The sequence below is a fragment of the Blautia sp. HCN-20427 genome (assembly GCF_037890365.1).
Lineage (GTDB): Bacteria > Bacillota > Clostridia > Lachnospirales > Lachnospiraceae > Blautia.
Genome location: NZ_JBBKBX010000016.1, coordinates 17,262 through 37,928, shown reverse-complemented (window position 1 = coordinate 37,928; position 20,667 = coordinate 17,262). Strand labels below are relative to the sequence as shown.

Genomic DNA, 20,667 nt, shown 5'->3' with positions numbered 1-20,667 from the left:
CTTTCCTCCTTACTCTTCGTCAAGAGCATCTTCATCAAAGCCTAAGAATACGTCGTCTTCATCAGCTTCTTCTTCAACATCTACCAGTTCTTCTCCTTCAAACTCCTGTTTGGAGAATCCGTGGCTGCCGTAGTCCTCTTCTTCTCTTCCTCTGGAATCGCCTTCGATAATGGAACGCATGTCTGTATCGCCGTAATCTACGTTTTCCATGATTTCCACTTCCTGCATGTCTTCGCCCAGAACTCTGACGTCAAGACCCAGGGACTGCAATTCTTTCAGAAGTACCTTGAAGGATTCCGGAACACCCGGTTTCGGAATATTGTCGCCTTTAATAATTGCTTCGTAAGTTTTCACACGACCGATAACATCATCGGATTTTACTGTCAGGATTTCCTGCAGAGTATAAGATGCACCGTAAGCCTCCAGAGCCCAAACCTCCATCTCTCCGAAACGCTGTCCGCCGAACTGAGCTTTACCACCCAGCGGCTGCTGTGTTACCAGGGAGTATGGACCAGTGGAACGTGCATGAATCTTATCGTCTACCAGGTGATGCAGTTTCAGGTAGTGCATGTGTCCGATGGTTACCGGACTGTCAAAATATTCACCGGTACGTCCATCTCGCAGTCTTACTTTTCCGTCTCTGGAAAGCGGAACGCCCTTCCAAAGCTCTCTGTGAGCCTTGTTTTCGTCCAGGAACTGCATAACTTCCGGTCTTAATGTATCTTCATATTTTGCACGGAACTCTTCAAAATCTTCTGTATTTACATAATCATTTGCAAGCTCCAGTGTGTCCTGAATATCATTTTCGTTTGCACCGTCAAATACCGGTGTCGCAATATTGAAGCCAAGTGCTTTCGCAGCAAGACTCAAGTGGATTTCCAGCACCTGTCCGATGTTCATACGGGAAGGCACGCCCAGAGGATTCAGTACGATGTCCAGCGGACGTCCATTTGGCAGGAACGGCATATCTTCTACAGGAAGTACACGGGAGACAACACCCTTGTTACCGTGACGACCGGCCATCTTATCACCAACAGAGATTTTTCTCTTCTGTGCGATGTAGATGCGGACAGCCTGGTTTACACCCGGTGACAACTCGTCGCCGTTTTCTCTTGTAAACACTTTTGCGTCTACGACAATACCGTATTCACCATGCGGCACTTTCAGGGAAGTATCACGCACTTCTCTTGCTTTCTCACCAAAGATAGCACGAAGCAGTCTTTCTTCTGCAGTCAGTTCTGTCTCTCCCTTTGGAGTTACCTTACCAACCAGAATATCTCCGGCACGAACTTCCGCACCGATACGGATAATACCTCTTTCGTCCAAATCTTTTAATGCATCGTCACCCACACCAGGAACATCTCTTGTAATTTCTTCCGGTCCCAGCTTGGTATCTCTTGCTTCCGCTTCATATTCTTCAATATGAATAGATGTATATACATCATCCATAACCAGTCTTTCGCTCAGAAGAACGGCATCCTCGTAGTTGTAACCTTCCCAGGTCATGAATCCAATCAACGGGTTCTTACCAAGTGCCAGTTCTCCGTTAGAAGTAGAAGGACCGTCTGCAATAACCTGTCCTGCTTCTACATGCTCACCCTTAAACACAATCGGTCTCTGGTTGTAGCAGTTACTCTGGTTACTTCTCATGAATTTTGTCAGATGATAAACGGATTTTGTACCGTCATCATTTTTAATAGTAATTTCTTTTGACGCAGCACACTCTACAGTACCTGCTTTATCCGCAAGCACACAAACACCGGAGTCCACTGCTGTTTTTGATTCCATACCAGTACCAACTACCGGCGCGTCTGTCGTCAGAAGCGGCACGGCCTGACGCTGCATGTTGGAACCCATGAGCGCACGGTTGGCGTCGTCGTTCTGCAGGAACGGAATCAAAGCTGTAGCCACTGAGAACACCATCTTCGGGGATACGTCCATATAATCGAACATCTGGCGTTCGTATTCCTGTGTTTCTTCTCTGTAACGACCGGATACATTCTTATGAATGAAATGTCCTTCTTCGTCCAGCGGCTCATTCGCCTGTGCTACATGGTAATTATCCTCTTCATCTGCTGTCATATAGATAACTTCATCTGTAACACGAGGATTTTTCTTATCTGTCTTATCAATCTTTCTGTAAGGCGCTTCTACGAAACCATACTCATTGATTCTCGCATAAGAAGCCAGAGAGTTAATCAGACCGATGTTCGGACCTTCAGGGGTCTCAATAGGACACATTCTTCCGTAATGGGAGTAGTGGACATCTCGTACCTCGAATCCGGCTCTGTCTCGGGACAGACCGCCAGGTCCAAGTGCGGAAAGACGTCTCTTATGTGTCAGCTCACCCAGAGGGTTGTTCTGATCCATGAACTGGGACAGCTGAGAAGAACCGAAGAATTCTTTCACTGCTGCAGTTACCGGTTTGATATTAATCAGGGACTGCGGTGAAATACCATCTAAATCCTGGGTGGTCATTCTTTCACGAACCACTCTTTCCAGTCTGGAAAGACCGATTCTGTACTGGTTCTGCAACAGTTCACCTACAGCTCTGATACGTCTGTTTCCTAAGTGGTCGATATCATCATCGGTTCCAAGACCGTATTCCAGATGCATGTTGTAGTTGATAGACGCCAGAATATCTTCCTTTGTAATGTGCTTCGGAATCAATTCATGAATGTCTCTCCTGATTGCGTCTTTGATATCTTCCGTTTCTTCATTTTCTTCCAGAATCTTTGCAAGTACCGGATAGTATACGAATTCTGTAACACCCAGCTCTTTCAGTTCTTCCTCGCTTAAATCCACATGACTTCTGATATCTACCGCCATGCTGGAAAGTACTTTGATGTTGCGCTCTTCGCCCTGAATCCATACATATGGAACAGCAGCGTTCTGAATCTGGTCAGCCAGTTCCTTTGTTACAACGGTTCCGGCTTCTGCGATAATCTCGCCTGTTGTTACATCCACGACCTCTTCAGCAAGCATCTGCCCTGCAATACGATTACGAAGGAGTAATTTCTTATTAAATTTGTAACGTCCCACTTTTGCCAGGTCATAGCGCCGCGGGTCAAAGAACATGCTTGTAATCAGGCTCTCTGCACTTTCCACAGCCAGCGGTTCACCCGGGCGAATCTTTTTGTATAATTCCAGCAGACCTTCCTGATAGTTTTCGGAAGTATCCTTTGTAAAGCTGGCTAAAATCTTTGGTTCTTCACCGAATAAATCGATAATTTCCGCATTCGTGCCAATACCAAGAGCACGAATCAAAACTGTAATAGGGACTTTTCTGGTTCTGTCTACACGCACATAGAATACGTCATTGGAGTCGGTTTCATATTCCAGCCATGCGCCCCTGTTGGGGATAACAGTAGAGGAATACAGGGTTTTTCCCAGTTTATCGTGTGCGATTGCATAATAAATACCCGGTGAACGTACTAACTGGCTGACGATAACACGTTCAGCACCGTTAATAACAAACGTACCGGTTGCTGTCATTAGTGGCAAATCACCCATGAAAATCTCATGTGTAGCAATTTCGCCGTTTTCTTTGTTGTGTAATCTCACCTTTACTTTCAAAGGCGCTGCATATGTTGCATCTCTTTCCTTACACTGCTCGATGGAATATTTCTTTTCATCTTCACACAAAGTAAAGCCAACAAATTCCAAGCTCAATTTACCGCTATAGTCTGCGATTGGAGAGATGTCTTCAAAAACCTCATTTAAGCCTTCGTCCAGAAACCACTGGTAAGAATCTTTCTGAACCTCGATGAGGTTTGGCATTTCCAGTACCTCTTTCTGGCGCTGGTATGACATTCTCATTGCCTTACCATTAGTTACGGAACGGATTCTGTTTTTCTCCATTGACGTTTCACCCCTTGTATGTTTTAATTTAATTAATGCTGAAGTCTCTTTTTGATAGACTCCTAGGCATAACTTGCCATAATAGTGCATTTCTCACTATATCATGCTTTGTCAAGAGTGTCAATAGATTTTCCTAAAATAATATTTTTTCCCGACACAAAAGAGAACCTCCGCAAAGGTTCTCTCAAAATCTATTTCACAGCTGCTGCCCTATTCTTGCCATACCAAAGTATCACACCCACATAAGCCACTGCCGCACATACACCAACGATATAAGCGCCTGTCCATGGAATATTAAACCCAATCTTAGCATTCGCTATATAGGTAATTGTAACAAAAGCATACCAGGCACCCGGTATCAAAGGCATCCACACAAATTTTTCTTTTTTATGTTCAAACATCCAGATAGATATTGCCAAAAACGCAAACAACGAAAGGGCCTGATTCGACCAGGCGAAATAACGCCACAAAACATTAAAGCCATTTGCATTCATTTTAGCAAATACCAGAATCGCTGCCACCAGCGAAAAGATAACCGCCGACAGCGCCAAACGTTTCTTTGTCGAAGTCTGATCAATACGGAACGTATCCGCAATAGCCAACCGCAGTGAACGAAGCGCCGTATCTCCTGACGTAATGGGAAGTACAATAACTCCAACAAGTGCTATAATACCGCCCACAGAACCCAGCAAATTCTTACAAACCACACCAATGGTTGCCGTAGCCAGAGCCGGATCTGCGCTCTGAAGTCCCAGATTGTAAACTCCCATAGCTCCAGCAGCCCAAACCATAGCAATAAATCCTTCCACAATCATCATGTTATAGAAAGTCATACGTCCTTCTTTTTCACTTTTGACAGTACGGGAAATAATCGCCGTCTGTGTAGAGTGAAATCCAGACAAAATACCGCAAGCCACTGTAATGAAAAATACCGGAATAAAATGATTTTCCCCAAAGTAATCTCCGTAAGCAACCAACGGACCATTCCAGTTATCCCAAAGTTCTACCAGCGGATATCCCTGCACAAAAAGCCCTATAAACACACCAATAGCTGAAAACAGAAGCACTGCACCGAAAACCGGATAAATCCTTCCGATAATAGCGTCGATAGGAAATACCGTTGCAATAAGATAATAAGCAAAAATCATCCCATAGATTACCCAGGTAGAAACTGAAGTTGCTGCACCGTCAAATCCAAAGACCTGCGTCGCGGCTATGTCTCCCGGCGTGTAAACAAACACCGCACCCACCAGTAGAAGCAGTAAACTGCAAAAAACCTGATAGACTCCATAAACACCCTTATTGCTGTACTTCCGTATCATATCCGGCATCTGTGTTCCACCGTCCCGCAGACAAATCATACCGGAAAAGTAATCGTGCATAGCTCCTCCGATAATATTTCCGATAGGAATCGTAATAAAGGCAATGGGGCCAAACAAAATCCCCTGGATAGGACCCAGAATTGGACCTGTACCTGCAATATTCAGCAGGTTAATAAGACTGTTTTTCCACTTTTTCATAGGCACATAATCAATACCATCCTGCTTGGTATAAGCCGGAGTCTTTCTGTCATCCGGTCCAAAAACCTTTTCGCAGAATCTTCCATATAACGCTGCACCTACAAACAAAATCACAAGACCAATGATAAACGTAATCATTATCTTTCCACCCTCTTTTCTCTTTTTTATTACAGTATAGTATTAAAGCGTTAATTTGTAAAGTTTTTATCGCAGGAAAAATGACGAAATTATTTATAAAATTTTATTCAATTCAACAAAAAACTGCCGCATCGATGACTTTCATCACCGTATGCGGCAGTTTTGATTTTCCAGAAATGCTCTGAACGTTAAAATTATTTAAGAGTAACTTTAGCGCCTTCTGCTTCCAGTTTTGTTTTGATTTCTTCAGCTTCTGCTTTAGATGCAGCTTCTTTCAGAACCTTAGGAGCTCCGTCAACTACTTCTTTAGCTTCTTTTAAGCCTAAGCCTGTAGCTTCACGAACGATTTTGATAACTTTAACTTTGTTTGGTCCAACTTCTGTTAATTCTACGTCGAACTCATCTTTTTCTTCTGCTGCTTCTGCTGCTCCGCCTGCTGCTGCAACTACAACACCTGCTGCTGCAGATACACCAAATTCTTCTTCACAAGCTTTTACTAATTCGTTTAATTCTAATACGGATAATTCTTTGATAGCTTCAATAAATTCAGCTGTTGTTAATTTTGCCATTATAATTTACCTCCAATTTTTTCATTCATTATATTATTTGGTCTGCCCCTTTGGGCGGTCACTTCACTGAAACTGCTTATTAGGCCTGCTGTTCAGCAATCTGATTAAGCACACGAGCGAAGTTTGCGATAGGAGACTGGATACTTCCAAGCAATTTTCCAAGAAGTTCTTCTCTTGAAGGAACCTGGGAAAGTGCTTCGATTCCTGCCTTATCGTAGTAAGCGTCTTCTACAACACCTGCTACTAATTCCAGTGTCGGAACTGTTTTTGCGTATTTAGCAAGGATTCTTGCAGGAGCTGTTGCATCTTCTGTACATACAGCTAAAGCGTTTGTTCCTTCTAAATGCTGGCATAATTCTTCGCAAGCTGTTCCTTTGAATGCAAAGTTCATCATTGTGTTTTTGTAAACTTTGTAAACAACTCCAGCTTCTCTTAATTCCTTACGCATCTGTGTATCCTGCTCAACATTGATACCTTTGTAGTTTACTAAAACTACAGCTGCTGCATCTTTAATGCTGTTGGAAATTTCTTCTACGACAGGTTTTTTAAGTTCTACTTTTGCCATGAATTAGTGCACCTCCTTATTTTTTTAGGCTGCGCTGCTCAAAATTAAGAAAGCCTCTTTGCACAAGACAAAGAGGCTCAAAATCAATCTTATGAATCAAGAATGAATCTTTCCTCGGCAGGCGTTTTTATCCTTATGCCTTACGGCACCTGCTGTCTTCGGCAGCTATTCCTCTGATAAATTATCACAAAAACAATAATTTGTCAACGGTTTTTTTACTTTTCTACAGTAAAACAACTTTCACTTTTTATATCTCATGCGAAACTGATGGTATTTTCCCCGTCTGCACTTATCAAAAGACGTCCTATCCCCATGCAGGAATCCATTTGAAGCAAGTCATGAGGACCGGTTAAGTCCTTATATCTAAATATAAGCCGATACTCGTGATTATCCGTACGAATATACAGACCCTGAGCATATTCTTCTTTCAGCGCACAGTTTCTTACCGGATTATAAACCGACCGCATACTCACCTGAACCGGCTGCATCTGCTTTCCTGCCAGCACCGCAAACATGGCTGTCTGCCCTTCCCCCTGCGCCTCTGCACTTACCGCCTCATTTTTTTCACACAAATTATAATGACGGGAAATTTTGCTTTCTATTCTGTGAAAAGAAATGTTTTCCTGCGGAAATACCAGCTCCATTTTTGCCCTTGTCCCATTGTATACAATTCTGTTATCTTCGCAAACAAGATTTCCCTGATTATTAAAATGGAAAAGCCTGCTGTAGGTGTGCTTTTCGCTGGTGTATGCCATATCTGCCAGAACATATACCCCCGGCTCCAACACCACAACCATTCTCTTTAAAAGCACCTGTACCCCCTTTTGCAGATAACCGGTATGCGCCCCTTCCAATACCAGATACCCTGCCTTTTGTATTGGCGAAATCCTCAATTCCGGCGCGGCATACTCACTCCCCCATGCATCGGTATATTCCATAAAATCCTTATTGTCCACCAACAGCGTATTGTGCGCATACGCACTTTTCAGCCAGATACGATTTTTCTCATGATAAGTGTACTGATACCTTCCCGCATCGACCAACACATCCTCACCCTCACTGACTACATCTATATGCAGCTTGTCATTATGTCCGTGTCCGCCTCCCAGGCAGCCGTTTCTAAAGTGCAGATATTCTCCGTTACGTTCCCAGTTATTTCGCACATAATAGTTTCCGCTTTCTTCCAGCATAAAGTTTGTCTGCTGGGGCACACGCCCTAAAATTCTCTCATAAATTTCAGCTCCCTCTCTGCGCAAATCCCATATGCTTTCATAATCCGGGTACTGTCCGGCACAGCCTTTTAACACTTCCGCCTCCTTCTTTCCCTCTTTTGCAAGCAGAATAGCAGATACCGCCAGCATATCCTCTACATTCGTCTCATCGCTGTCTCCTGTAAGGGGCTGGCAGCCGTCCGGCTTTTTCCATGCCACATTCACCATAGCCATACGTCTGGCTGCTTCTGTTATTTTCTCAGGAATCTTTCTGCCCCAAGCCTGCAACATATGGATAGTCTCTAAGACGCAGTGAAGCACTTCATTATGGTACATACAGGACTGCTCCCAGTGTACGCCGTCCGAAAAAATCTGAATTTGAACTTCCTGTTCCAAACGCTTCAGCGCTGTTTCTGTATAAATTTCTTTTCCCAAAGCAAGCCCTATAAAAAGCAGACCGTGATTTTCAAGAACACCCCAGTTGCTGGATATCTGAAATCCCCTTTTCGCGTTAAAAAGATATTCTCCATGCTCTTCCAGGCTCTTTGTAAACAACTCCATAAAATCATCGTCTACCAAAGAACTGTTCTCGAAATATAAAATACTTTTCGTCCAGTTCTCTCCCCGGATCCCCGCCTCAATCTCTCTCCATGTGACCTTTTTGCTCTCTTGATTCAGAGGCACATGCTCAATCCAATCCCTCAGGATGCGTACAAAGGCTTCTGCATATTTTTCATTTCCTGTCATAGCATAAGCCTGTCCGAGGCAAATGAAATATCTATGCCGGTTCATCTGATAGATAAATTCCGAATCATCTGTGGGCATATAAGTCCAATCAATAGGATACTGAAATTTCTCAATTTTATAAGTGCGCTCCATATCCCATGGCAAATCAAAGAGAAATTCCAAGCGAACCGCCTCATCCGCAATGCGCATAATCTGTCGGCAGTTCTCCTTGTGCTGCTGCAGGACCGTTTGCGTACACCAGCGAAATTCCCCTTCTTTATATCTGTTTTTCTGTCTTTCAAAATATGTTTTCTTATTCATAACACTCTATTCCTTTGTTTCAGAAATTTTTCTCTTAAACACGATAAACAGTGTGCCTCCCGCTATAAACATAGCAGACCATACGGCAAACGGTGTCTCATCTCCTGTTTTTACCTTATTCGGCTTTATCTTATCTGGTTTTATATTATCTGCACTTGCAGAAAACGCTTTATCAAATACCACACCAAAACTGTTTAAAGTTTCCACTTCTATCAAAGCACGCCCATCCTTTACTTTAACTTGGAACTTCTGCACCTTTGGATTGTCACAGGAAAGCACTGCAACCTCTTTTCCATTGTATCTCTCTCCCACAGGAAGCTGAAGTTCTGCTTTATGAGGAAGGGCAATCTCTTTTCCATCCTTTAAAAGCTGAATTTCAATAGGATTACTCAGCTGTTCCTTAGAGGAAAGCTCCTTCTCCATAAGCTTTACGTCTGCATGCTTTTTATCCAATGCTTTTACAGACAACTGCATATCAGAGGTTAAACCCTCCCCTGTTAATTGAATACCATGTTTTTCATTCAGCAATGTGACTTTTCCCTGGCTTTCCGGTCCTTCTGGTGTTTCTGGTGTTTCTGGCGTTTCCGGTGTTTCTGGTGTTTCCGGTGTTTCTGGTGTTTCCGGTACCGCAGGAGACGAAAGCCGAAGTTCTGCCATACATGCCTCACCATTTGTTCCGGCCATGTGGAAGGTCAAGACAACCCCGCCTTCTTTCTTCTCGCAAGTTACATTTTCGTCCATTTGGATGCTGTCTGCTATTTCTTTGTTAACAGTAATCCGAATAGCCTCTGTATTCTTCATGGTAGGGTCAGAAACAGAAATTTTCAATGTTCCGCCGCCTGTTTCCTGCAGCATAACCGAAGCGGGTTTATCGCTTGTTATTCCTTCTACACTTCCTCCCTGCTCCTGCCAGAAATTTATTCCTGTAATCCCCAGTTCCTGGTGACGGACAGCCTGCACTTCACCGCTGTTTTCCAACACCGTTATTTTCGGTGCTTTTGCATAACGCTCTGTTTCCTCAACGCTTGTTTCCGGCAGCAGCACGTAGCTGTAAGCGGCATTTTCTGGATTCTGCCCATGGTCAACCCACATTTCCAGATAATTCTCTGTGCTCTCTCCTTCAAAGGTTCCTATATCCTTCCAGTTTCCTGTTGTCCGTCCCCGACGAACCTGAATTTCTGTATTTTCCTCCGGAAAATAATATCCTGTTCCCGCCGACTGATTCCCCTCTAAATGTGCCCAGCTTACCTTATCAAAGCTTGTACCTGACGCATCTGCACTGCGTTCAACAAGTTCTTTTACATTCGCTTCTTTGACCGGAATATCCGTTTCCTCTCCATTTACAAGCAAACGATTACTTCCATCTTCCTTCAGTTTTTTGTTTTCAATAGTTGTTTCCACAGGAAGTTCCATATTTTTATTCGTAATTCCTGCACCCAGACAAACAATCTCATCCCCAAACATGAGCCACGACTTCTTGCCCTTTAACTCAGGAGCATAAGAAACCGGAGCATCTCCTGCAATTCCCTGTGTTTCTCCGGAAAACGCCATACCACTGATACCATAATTGCCAAGGGAAGTTCCTCCCACCCAGCTTTCGTTGGAACAGAAGTCCCCGCCCTGTGCAAATCCAGAGCCATCCGGCTTTCCCGTTCCGATATTCACAGGAACCACGGTAGTTCCCGGCAGCCTTAACGGATTTACTGTATTCCAGTAGTTTTCTGTATACTGTTCATCTGCATCATAAATATAAGTCATACCGTTATTCTGATGCCATCCAAAACGATTTTCGTCGTTCATAATTTCCGTATTCTGAATACGCTCTGAGTACATGGACAGGGCAAATAAGTAATTCTCTGTTCTGTGAACAGCACGGTCCATGAGCGGATAGGATTTATGTATTGGCGTCACCTGGCTTTGAATGGAGCTATCTTCTAAAATTTCCTTGGCTTTCTTTTTTATTGCCATGTTTTCCGCACCTGTAAGACTGTCCACAAATCCTTCATCCTCTTCCATCCAGTATTTCAAGGAAGAAAGTGTAGTATTCTTAGCTTCTCCGCTGAAAGAATCTGCAATCTGAAGAATAACCGTCATCGCCTCACGTCCCGCTGCCTTATTGCTGCTTGCAGGTCTGGACACAGAACGCCCCTTCAGGCAATCCAACATCATTCCTCTGTACATGCCATTGCCAAAACTTTCTACTATATAACTCTCCAAATTTTCCTGAACCTGTTCCGGATACTTCCAGGGTGTGCCGGCAAGCAGAGAGGGTATTTTAGCTCCTCCCTTCATGAATTCAATTCCATAAGCCCCTAAATATGGTACTTTTATGTGGTCCAGATAAGAACCATCCGGATAAAAACCGCTGCTGTATCCATTCCCTGCTATCTGGGTGCTGTCTTCTACATTCTGAATAACAAAGGTTTCAGATGAGGCCAGCATTCCCAAATACACCAGTTCATTATCCTTTCTTAATGCGCCAAGGCCTACCGCTGTTGTGGAGCAGTCAATAATATTAGCCCCCTGAGCCTCCCGATATCCCTGGCCATGAGTACTGGCCGTGTTAATTACCCCTTCATGAAATGGGTCTGGCTGAAAGAAATAAAGAGATTCTGTATATGCCATAACCTGTTCCTCTGTCAGCCCGTCGTAAACCAGGACCAACGCCGGAATCAAGTCTTTCGGAATCCCAATCTCCCAGGTCCACCAGTTATCGGTCTGGCTTTTGGGTGTATAGCAGGAACCGCACAGAAAATCCAGTATCTTTGTGACATCTTTCAGCATATCCTGATTCTGATACAGCTTTCCTCCCTCTGCGGCATAGGCTTTACACATGGAAAGTACTTTCTTAAAGGAAGGACGAAATTCCACCGCATCATCTTTGTATGGAATATTTTTATTCCCCTTTGCGCCCTCATCTTCTGTCCACGGAATACCGCTGCACTCCTCCTGCCCCTTATAAGCATAAGAATTCCAGATAGTTTCTGCCTCCTGGTTAATCTCCTCTAAAACCTCTGCTCCGCCTTCTTCCAGAGACAACTCCTTACCGATTAAAGATTCTTTCCACGCCTGACGGATTTTCCCATAGCCTTCCTCTGCCGCAGACGGCAATACAGAAGGAGACTGATACAGGATTTCTACCTTCCACTGCGCTGTCTTTCCCTGGTCATCCTGTGCCACAACCACGACATTCCCTTTATTTTCTCCGGTAATTACTGCATTTCCACCCTCATCTGCAGTAATTTTTAACAAATGCTCTGCACTGGCATCTCCTGCCATACGGTTTCCGTCCGTTTCCCCTTCTTTTAACTCTCTCTTAATTTTTGAATAACCCGCATTTCTCAAAAATCCCCCGTCCTTCTTTAAGAATTTTGCACTCCATGTAACATTTTCAGAAAAACTCTCCGGTTTTTCCAGTTGGAGACTTTCACCCCTGACAACTGTAATTTTCTCATTTTCCACCGGCACTTCCATTTCCAAAGTTTCCTCTTTCTGTTCCTCAACGCCTGGCACAGACTCTGCAGCTGCACCTTCTTCTGTCTTTTCCTCTTCGTCTTCCTGCAGAACCTCTTCTTCCAATTTTTCTCCTTCTTCCGGCAGTGCCTCTTCTTGCTTTTTGCCTTCCTCTTCCGACAGCGCCTTTTCTTCTGCAATTTCCTGCGTATTTACCGGCTCTGCCCATACCCCTGTTACATGACTCATGCTCATTGCCGCAATCAGTATGGCACTCATATACTTTTGTGTTTTTCTTTTACCTGTTTTCATGGTTCCTCCTTTTTGAAAACCCTTCTTTTTATTCTTTTAAGTTACCATTCCCCCCTTCTTTTATAAATACAATATTTAGATTTCTCTATTACTATCTATAGGTTGCTCTATTTTTTCTATTATTTTTTTAATATTCTATTATTTTTCTAAAGCAAAAGGTTCCCTTACCTATCGGTAAAGAAACCTTTCTCTGTCTTCACTATGAAATTTTATTAAGTATTTCCCGTTTCTTAATATAAAATTATAAATACTTTTTCAATGCTTCCACTTTATCCAGTTTTTCCCATGGCAGGTTCAAATCGTTTCTTCCGAAATGTCCGTAAGCTGCTGTCTGCTTGTAAATCGGACGGCGAAGGTCGAGCATTTTGATAATACCTGCCGGTCTTAAATCAAAGTTTTCACGAATGATTTCTACCAGACGGTTATCAGAAAGTTTCCCTGTTCCGAATGTATCCACCATAACGGAAGTAGGATGAGCCACACCAATGGCATAAGAAAGCTGGATTTCACATTTCTTTGCCAGACCTGCTGCCACAATGTTCTTTGCTACATAGCGGGCTGCGTATGCTGCAGAACGGTCTACCTTTGTGCAGTCCTTACCGGAAAATGCACCGCCGCCGTGACGTGCATATCCGCCGTAAGTATCTACAATAATTTTACGTCCGGTCAAACCACTGTCTCCGTGAGGGCCGCCGATTACGAAACGTCCAGTAGGATTGATAAAGAATTTTGTATTCTCGTCTACCATTTCCTTTGGCAGAATCACATCAAAAACGTGTTTCTTAATATCTTCATGAATCTGTTCCTGGCTTACTTCCGGGTCATGCTGTGTAGAAAGCACTACTGCATCCAGACGTACCGGTTTGTCATTTTCATCATACTCTACGGTAACCTGTGTCTTTCCGTCCGGTCTTAAATAAGTCAGAGTACCGTCTTTACGAACCTTTGTAAGCTGTAAAGCCAGTCTGTGGGCCAAAGCAATCGGATATGGCATATATTCTTCGGTTTCATCTGTAGCAAAACCAAACATCATACCCTGGTCACCTGCACCGATAGCGTCCAGCTCTTCCTCAGACATTTTATTTTCTTTAGCTTCCAGAGCCTTGTCCACGCCCAATGCAATATCTGCAGACTGCTCGTCAATAGTAGTAATAACGCCGCAGGTATCTGCATCAAATCCATATTTTGCTCTTGTGTATCCGATTTCGCGAACCGTATCTCTTACGATTTTCGGAATATCTACATACGCGTTGGTGGTGATTTCACCCATAACCATAACCATACCTGTGGTCGTTGTTGTTTCACAAGCCACACGACTCATAGGGTCTTTTTCCATAAGCGCGTCCAAAATGGCATCGGAAATGGCGTCGCACATTTTATCCGGATGGCCTTCCGTTACTGATTCAGATGTAAACAATCTTTTTTCCATGTCTTAGTTCTCCTTTTCTTTGTCTGTATATTTTCTCCTGCCCGGTGGTTCTTCATTCAGAACACATTTCCGCATAAAAAATGAGCCCACCTAAGCGGACTCATGTATCTTTCATAATATGAATCCTCTTATTGTTCGACTACTCGCTCAGGTTGGCACCTTCCGCATAGCGGGGTTGCCGTGACTTCACAGTTCCTATGTAACTCCATCACTCTGAATAAGAGAAAATATAAATATTCAGTTGCAAATATTACAATAACCTTTTTACAGGCTTTCGTCAAGTGTTATTTTTATCCTACCCGCAGCTGAAACTTCTTCAGTTCCTTTTCGCTGGACACCTTCTCAATCTCTGCGCCCAGACTTCTCAGTTTTTCCTCAAACCGTTCATACCCTCTCTGGATATACACAATATCATCTACAATGGTAATGCCTTCAGAAGCCAGTCCTGCAATAACAAGGGCTGCTCCCGCACGCAAATCAGGCGCACTGACTCTGGCACCGGTAAGCTTCTGCACACCGTCAATGATGGCGGTATTGCCTTCCACCTTAATATTGGCACCCATTCTTGCCAGTTCGTCCGCATATTTGAAACGATTCTCAAAAATACTCTCCGTTACAATGCTTGTCCCTTCGGCCAGTACCAGAGCTACCGCAAACTGTGGCTGCATGTCCGTAGGATAGCCGGGATACGGCATGGTTTTTACATTCGTGCGTTTCAGACGCTTATTAGCCACTACACGCACGGCGTCATCAAACTCTTCCACCTGACATCCGATTTCCTCCAACTTTGCGGTGGTGGCTTCCAAATGCTTAGGAATGACATTTTTTACCATAACATCTCCCATGGTAGCGGCTGCCGCACACATGAAAGTACCTGCCTCAATCTGGTCAGGAATGATGGAATATGTGGTTCCGTGAAGTTTTTCCACACCCTGAATACGGATAACATCTGTTCCCGCACCTTTGATGTTGGCTCCCATGCTGTTTAAGAAGTTGGCAACATCCACCACATGAGGCTCTCTGGCCGCATTTTCAATGGTTGTATTTCCCTCTGCCATAGCTGCTGCCATCATAATATTAATGGTAGCGCCTACAGACACCATATCCAGGAAAATATGCTTTCCGGTCAGATGGTCTGCCTTTGCCACAACAGCTCCGTGAATAATATCCACAGACGCCCCCAGGGCCCGAAATCCCTTTAAATGCTGGTCAATAGGACGACTGCCGATATTACAGCCTCCCGGAAGCGGAACTTCCGCACTTTTATACTTGCCTAAAAGAGCCCCCAAAAGATAATAGGACGCTCTGATTTTCTTAATATACTCATACTCCACGCTGATATTTCCGATAGTCACCCCTGCAATTTTCACCTCTGTAGGACTGATACGGTCAACGGTTGCACCAATTTCTCTGATTGCTTCCAATAAAACATTAATATCTCGAACATCCGGTAAGTTCTCAATGTGTACCGTTTCATCTGTCATAATCGCCGCTGCCAAAATGGCAAGTGCTGCATTCTTTGCACCGCCAATCTCTACTTCGCCGACTAACGGATTTCCACCTTTGATAACATACTGTTCCATATACGCACCTCTTATTTTCCCAGGCAACAATGGCCTTGTCTCAATCTATATTCACTGCTTTTCTGCAGTATTGACATTTTCTAAATTATTTTCTGAATTCTATATAAAAAGCCATATCCGAATCAAAGTCTGTCTTTCAAAATATCCTATTATTATTTTATGGCTTACCCATTATATTATAACAGATAAGCCCATTTGTAAATAAAAATTAACATTTTCAGCGGGTACACATGTTTTCTCTTTCGATATTCTCTATTATTTTTTCAGTTTCTCTATAATTTTCTGTAAAGTCTCTTCTATATTCAGATTTTTCTCATCAACAACAATATCTGCGTATTTTTCATACAGAGGCGTTCTCTCATCATACAGGTCTTTCAGCGTCTGTCCGTCTCTGAGAACCACACCTCTTCCTTTGAGATTTCCCAGTCTCTGTCTGAGGATTTCATAGTCCAGCTTTAAATACACCACTGTACCAATTTCCCGCAGATGCTCCATGGCCTCTGTGCAGTAGGCAACGCTTCCACCTGTGGCAATCACTGCTTTTTCCGTTTCAATAGAGGCGTTCACCCGGTTTTCAATTTTCAGAAATCCGTCCTGTCCCTCGTCGGCGATAATTTCGCGCAGCAGTCTTTTCTCTGCTTTCTGAATCAGAAGGTCTGAATCCACAAACTCATATCCCAGCACTTTTGCCAGAATGACACCCACGGTGCTTTTTCCCACACCCGGCATTCCAATTAATACTACATTCTGCTTTTCCATGGCTGTTTACCCCTTCTTTCTCGGCTGTTTCTTCTTCCGTTTCTTCTTAATGCTGTATCCGAAAGTCCCCAGCTTTTTCCCAAGTCCATAATATTCTCCATGAGAATATACAATAGGATTTGCCGAAGCCAAATCAAACTTCCCCTTCTCGTCCATATAAGCCGTATCCACATGCACAGCCAGTACATCTGCAGTAAAGACACTGTGGCTTCCGTATTCTTGAATCTCTCTTACCCGGCACTCAATGGACACGGGAGATTCCCCAATCATGGGCACCCCTACATGGCTTGCCTTTTCTCTGGTCAGACGCAGTTCTTTAAACTTATCCACATCCCGGCCCGATTTCACACCGCAGTAATCCGTGGCAAAAGCCAGCTTTTCCGTTGTCAGGTTAATTACAAATTCTCTGGTATCCATAAGCATTTTATAAGAATATCGCTCCGGTCTTACGGAAATAGATACCATTGGCGGATTGGTACACACCGTTCCAGCCCATGCTACCGTAATAATATTGTCATGCCCTTCCTCATCTGCCACACTGACCATTACCACCGGCAGCGGATACAGCATGTTTCCGGGTCTCCACTCTGCTTTCGCCATACAAATCTCCTTCGCTTTCCTGATTCTGTTTCTTAATTATTATTCTGCTGCAGGGTTCCGATAAATGCAGGAATCAGCTGTTTCTTCCTGGAAACCACTCCCTGCAGTACATAGCCGCCCTGCGCTTCCTTTACGCCAAAAGATTCCTCCACCAGACGGCAGCTTCCCTCTCCGTAACAGATGACTTCTGAAGATTCTTCTAAAATATTCGTCAGCATAAAGAATACCATGGAAATTCCGTTTTTCCCACATTCATGCTGCATAAAAGGAATCAGCCGCTGCTTCAAATCCTCCAGTTCCTCTGCATTCATGGAACTTATCTGTCCCACGCCGAAATTCACCTTGTCAGAAGTGAAACGCTTGAAATCCTGATAGAATATAACCTCTGTGGTCTTCCCCTTCAGATTGCTGCCTGCCGTAAACATTTCCTTTGCGTGTTCTTCGATATTAATACCTGCAATGAGCGCCAGCGCACCTGCCGCCATTTTATCAGAAGAAGTACAGGTAGGAGAGCGGAACATCAGCGTATCTGAAATAATAGCCGAGCACAGAAGACCCGCAATAGCCGGACTGATTTCCAGCGCCTTTTCCGTATACATCTGATACATAATGGTGGCTGTACAGCCCACCGGCTGGTTACGGAACATAATGGGCTGCAGAGTTTCCAGAGAGCCCAGTCTGTGGTGGTCTATAATTTCCAACACCTCAGCTGCGTCAATGTTGTCTACAGCCTGAGTTTTCTCATTATGGTCAACCAGAATCAACTGCTTCTTCTTCATTCCCAACAAATTACGGCGGGAAACCGTTCCGATATACTTCCCGTGCTTATTTACCACCGGAAAGGCCCTGTGCCGGTTCTTTACCATGATATCCCGAATATGGTCTGTAAAATCATCCGTCTGAAAGGTAATGAGATTTTCCTTTTTCATAATGTGTTTCACCGGAATACTCTGATTGATCAGCCGGGCTACCGTAAAGGTATCAAGGGCAGACTGAATCACCACACACTGATTCTTCTCTGCCGCCATTTTAATATCCTCTGCTACCTCCGCATGATTACACACAATAATGCAGCTCACATTCTGCTCAATGGCACACAAATGGTCTTCATGGCGGTCTCCTAAAATGACCAAATCGTCTTCTTCCAGAAATTCTCCCAGCTTGTCCGGATGTGCCGCACCGATAACCACTTTCCCCTTTACAAAGTAGCCGTGGGAGTTTCCTGTCACCACAGTACCCTCCACAGTGTTGGCAATGCTTCTGTATTGGGTTCTGGCATTAGACAGAAAATAATTGTCATGGGCGTCCATGTAGGATTTTGCAATATCCCCCGTGGTAATCAGCCCCTCTAACTGTCCGTCCTCCTTGGTAATAGGAAGTGTTACGGCGCTGCTCTCTTTCATAATGGCCCAGGCGTCTTTAATCGAAATATTGTTGGGAACCCCCGGCGTTTCCCGAATTTCCATGTCCTTCACCTGGGTTCCCACATCCGAAAGATATCCCGGCGCCTCCACGCCAAACTTTTTCAGAACATACTCGGTTTCTTCATTTATCTGTCCTGCACGCTTTGCAGAATATTTACATCCGTTGTTCACTCTGTTTTTGATATCTGCATAAGCAATTGCCGAACAGATAGAGTCCGTATCCGGATTTTTGTGTCCTATAATGTATATTTTCCCCTGTTTCGCCATATCCTTTTCCTTTCAGGTTTTCCAGCATGAAATGCGATAATTGATGATTTTATAGTAACACACTTCTAAATCAATGGCAATTGTGTTATACTGGACGCAAATCGAAAATTGGGAGGTACAAACATGTCAGAAGAAACAAAGAAACAGGAAACGATGGAAGATTTCATGGAGGAAATCAACGCGTCTTTCTCCAATTTCCGGGATGACGATATGCTCATCTGGGACAAACTGGTGCAGATGCAGGAAGATAAAACAGAATTTGAAGTCACAGTAGAAGGCATTGTAAAGGGCGGCGTCATTGCCTATGTGGAAGGTATCCGGGCTTTTATTCCGGTTTCCAAGCTGGCTCTGCACTATGTAGAAAATCCGGAAGACTATCTGAAAAAGACACTGATGGTAAGAGTATTTGAAGCAGACGAACAAGAAAACCGCCTGATTCTGTCCGCCAAAGAAATCTTACAGGAAAAGGCAGACGCTGAAAAACTGGATAAAATCAATGATATTAAAGTGGGAAGCATTGTAGAAGGAAAAGTAGATTCTCTGCAGACTTACGGTGCATTTATTGATTTGGGAGACGGACTCTCCGGTCTGGTACATATTTCCCAGATTTCTGATAAGAGAATCAAATCCCCCAAAGCCGTTTTAAACATAGGGGATACCGTGACAGCGAAAGTCATCAAAAACGAAGACGGCAAAATCAGCCTGAGCATGAAGGCTCTGATAGAGATTCTGGAAGAAAAAGAGGAAGAACCGGATTATGAACTGCCGGAAAGCGAGGAAATTTCCACCTCTTTGGGTTCTCTGTTTAAAAATCTGAAATTATGAGAAAACTATTAAATCGTTTCTTTATTGAAGGTTCCAGTGGTATGGCCTGCGGTCTGTTTGTGACGCTGGTACTGGGAACCGTTCTGCAGCAGACTGCAGGACTTCTGGAAGGGCAAATGGCTGCCCTTCTTCTTCATCTGGGACAGCTTGCCGTATCCCTCACCGGCGCGGGAATCGGCATTGGTATTGCCACCCGTCTGGGAGAAAGTTCCCTGGCAGCTATTTGTGCGGCAATCGCAGGAACTGTAGGCGCTTTTGCCGAAGAATTTGCTTCCGGGGCGCTTTTTACAACAGAGGGAACCTTGCCCCTTTCAGGAAAAGCAGAGCCTCTGGGGGCTTTTTTTGCCGCATTTACTGCCATTGAACTGGTACGGCTTATAGAGGGAAAAACCAGGGCAGATTTGATTCTGGCTCCTGTTGCCGGAATCTTAGGCGGTTCCCTTGTAGGTATCTGGGCGGGAATTCCCATTACCCATCTTCTGCAGTATCTGGGAGAAGCCATGAATTGGGCCTCTCAGCAGAAACCGCTCCTTATGGGCATCACAGTGTCTGTGCTTATGGGCATTTTTATTACGCTGCCTCTAAACTCCGTAGCGCTTGCCGTATCCCTTAACCTCACCGGTCTGGCTGCAGGAGCCGCTACCATTGGCTGCTGCTGCAGTATGGTTGGATTTGCCGTTGCTGGATACAGAGAAAACGGAGTGGGCGGTCTGTGCTCGCTGGGGCTTGGAACTCCTTTTCTGGAATTTCACAAAATCATGCAAAGACCTTTTATCTGGCTTCCCACCATACTTTCCAGCGCCATCTTAGGCCCTGTGGGCACTATGGCAGCAAAGATGAGCAACACTGCCGCCGGAGCCGGGGCCGGTTCTATGGGACTTCTGGGACAGATTTCCACCTTTCAGACCATGACCGCGCAGGAAGAACCCGCCATAGTTATGACAAAAATCGTGCTTCTGCATTTCGTACTACCTGGGCTTCTGAGTCTGGGCATCGCAGAGGGCATGAGAAAACTGCGGCTGATTAAAGATGGGGATATGGCATTGGCACTGTAAACGGATAACATGAAATAAAAACCATATCCATATTGAAAATCAAAAGGAC

The 20,667-nt window shown here is 44.2% G+C and carries 13 protein-coding genes, 1 riboswitch and 1 other annotated feature; of the genes, 2 read left to right on the top strand and 11 right to left on the bottom strand.

Going from position 1 to position 20,667, the window contains the following annotated elements:
* Positions 1-9: 9 nt before the first annotated feature.
* The 11 genes from rpoB to WKT17_RS10640 form a co-directional block, all read right to left on the bottom strand.
* Positions 10-3,861, bottom strand: coding sequence for a DNA-directed RNA polymerase subunit beta (rpoB, locus tag WKT17_RS10690; protein ID WP_294542791.1), 3,852 nt, complete (start codon positions 3,859-3,861; stop codon positions 10-12).
* Positions 3,862-4,052: 191 nt separating this feature from the next.
* Complete coding sequence (locus WKT17_RS10685) at positions 4,053-5,519, bottom strand: carbon starvation CstA family protein (RefSeq protein ID WP_291682465.1); 1,467 nt, start codon at positions 5,517-5,519, stop codon at positions 4,053-4,055.
* Between the two features lie 194 nt (positions 5,520-5,713).
* Positions 5,714-6,088: a 50S ribosomal protein L7/L12 gene (rplL, locus tag WKT17_RS10680; protein WP_111917888.1), complete on the bottom strand. Its 375-nt coding sequence runs from the start codon at positions 6,086-6,088 to the stop codon at positions 5,714-5,716.
* Positions 6,089-6,167: 79 nt separating this feature from the next.
* Positions 6,168-6,653: a 50S ribosomal protein L10 gene (rplJ, locus tag WKT17_RS10675; protein ID WP_173749651.1), complete on the bottom strand. Its 486-nt coding sequence runs from the start codon at positions 6,651-6,653 to the stop codon at positions 6,168-6,170.
* Between the two features lie 37 nt (positions 6,654-6,690).
* Positions 6,691-6,833, bottom strand: a sequence feature (ribosomal protein L10 leader region).
* A gap of 74 nt (positions 6,834-6,907) precedes the next feature.
* On the bottom strand, positions 6,908-8,911 hold the full coding sequence (locus WKT17_RS10670) for a heparinase II/III family protein (RefSeq protein WP_291682469.1): 2,004 nt from the start codon (positions 8,909-8,911) through the stop codon (positions 6,908-6,910).
* Between the two features lie 6 nt (positions 8,912-8,917).
* Positions 8,918-12,676, bottom strand: coding sequence for a polysaccharide lyase 8 family protein (locus WKT17_RS10665; RefSeq protein WP_291682470.1), 3,759 nt, complete (start codon positions 12,674-12,676; stop codon positions 8,918-8,920).
* Positions 12,677-12,917: 241 nt separating this feature from the next.
* On the bottom strand, positions 12,918-14,105 hold the full coding sequence (metK, locus tag WKT17_RS10660) for a methionine adenosyltransferase (RefSeq protein ID WP_291682473.1): 1,188 nt from the start codon (positions 14,103-14,105) through the stop codon (positions 12,918-12,920).
* A 125-nt stretch (positions 14,106-14,230) separates the two neighbouring features.
* Positions 14,231-14,329, bottom strand: a riboswitch (SAM riboswitch).
* Positions 14,330-14,395: 66 nt separating this feature from the next.
* Positions 14,396-15,688 (bottom strand): UDP-N-acetylglucosamine 1-carboxyvinyltransferase, encoded by a 1,293-nt coding sequence (locus tag WKT17_RS10655; protein ID WP_291682474.1) that lies wholly within the window; start codon positions 15,686-15,688, stop codon positions 14,396-14,398.
* A 255-nt stretch (positions 15,689-15,943) separates the two neighbouring features.
* The gene (locus WKT17_RS10650; RefSeq protein ID WP_173749647.1) at positions 15,944-16,447 is read right to left on the bottom strand and encodes a shikimate kinase; all 504 of its coding nucleotides are present in this window, start codon (positions 16,445-16,447) and stop codon (positions 15,944-15,946) included.
* Between the two features lie 6 nt (positions 16,448-16,453).
* Positions 16,454-17,047: a flavin reductase family protein gene (locus WKT17_RS10645; protein WP_291682476.1), complete on the bottom strand. Its 594-nt coding sequence runs from the start codon at positions 17,045-17,047 to the stop codon at positions 16,454-16,456.
* Between the two features lie 32 nt (positions 17,048-17,079).
* Positions 17,080-18,738 carry a putative manganese-dependent inorganic diphosphatase gene (locus tag WKT17_RS10640; RefSeq protein ID WP_173749645.1) on the bottom strand — a complete coding sequence of 553 codons (1,659 nt, stop codon included), beginning with the start codon at positions 18,736-18,738 and terminating at the stop codon, positions 17,080-17,082.
* Positions 18,739-18,861: 123 nt separating this feature from the next.
* On the opposite strand from WKT17_RS10640, the gene WKT17_RS10635 reads away from it, so the two are divergent.
* A complete protein-coding gene (locus tag WKT17_RS10635; RefSeq protein ID WP_291682479.1) occupies positions 18,862-19,563 on the top strand; it encodes a S1 RNA-binding domain-containing protein in 702 nt (233 codons plus the stop codon).
* Entirely contained in the window at positions 19,560-20,618 is a 1,059-nt protein-coding gene (locus WKT17_RS10630; protein ID WP_291682481.1) for a PTS transporter subunit IIC, read from the top strand. The genes WKT17_RS10635 and WKT17_RS10630 overlap by 4 nt, the downstream gene beginning before the upstream one ends.
* Positions 20,619-20,667: the final 49 nt, after the last annotated feature.

What these genes read in the sequence shown, in the direction of transcription:
- rpoB (WP_294542791.1), bottom strand. Translation starts at nt 3,861, where the DNA reads ATGGAGAAAAACAGAATCCGTTCCGTAACTAATGGTAAGGCAATGAGA.
- WKT17_RS10685 (WP_291682465.1), bottom strand. Translation starts at nt 5,519, where the DNA reads ATGATTACGTTTATCATTGGTCTTGTGATTTTGTTTGTAGGTGCAGCG.
- rplL (WP_111917888.1), bottom strand. Translation starts at nt 6,088, where the DNA reads ATGGCAAAATTAACAACAGCTGAATTTATTGAAGCTATCAAAGAATTA.
- rplJ (WP_173749651.1), bottom strand. Translation starts at nt 6,653, where the DNA reads ATGGCAAAAGTAGAACTTAAAAAACCTGTCGTAGAAGAAATTTCCAAC.
- WKT17_RS10670 (WP_291682469.1), bottom strand. Translation starts at nt 8,911, where the DNA reads ATGAATAAGAAAACATATTTTGAAAGACAGAAAAACAGATATAAAGAA.
- WKT17_RS10665 (WP_291682470.1), bottom strand. Translation starts at nt 12,676, where the DNA reads ATGAAAACAGGTAAAAGAAAAACACAAAAGTATATGAGTGCCATACTG.
- metK (WP_291682473.1), bottom strand. Translation starts at nt 14,105, where the DNA reads ATGGAAAAAAGATTGTTTACATCTGAATCAGTAACGGAAGGCCATCCG.
- WKT17_RS10655 (WP_291682474.1), bottom strand. Translation starts at nt 15,688, where the DNA reads ATGGAACAGTATGTTATCAAAGGTGGAAATCCGTTAGTCGGCGAAGTA.
- WKT17_RS10650 (WP_173749647.1), bottom strand. Translation starts at nt 16,447, where the DNA reads ATGGAAAAGCAGAATGTAGTATTAATTGGAATGCCGGGTGTGGGAAAA.
- WKT17_RS10645 (WP_291682476.1), bottom strand. Translation starts at nt 17,047, where the DNA reads ATGGCGAAAGCAGAGTGGAGACCCGGAAACATGCTGTATCCGCTGCCG.
- WKT17_RS10640 (WP_173749645.1), bottom strand. Translation starts at nt 18,738, where the DNA reads ATGGCGAAACAGGGGAAAATATACATTATAGGACACAAAAATCCGGAT.
- WKT17_RS10635 (WP_291682479.1), top strand. Translation starts at nt 18,862, where the DNA reads ATGTCAGAAGAAACAAAGAAACAGGAAACGATGGAAGATTTCATGGAG.
- WKT17_RS10630 (WP_291682481.1), top strand. Translation starts at nt 19,560, where the DNA reads ATGAGAAAACTATTAAATCGTTTCTTTATTGAAGGTTCCAGTGGTATG.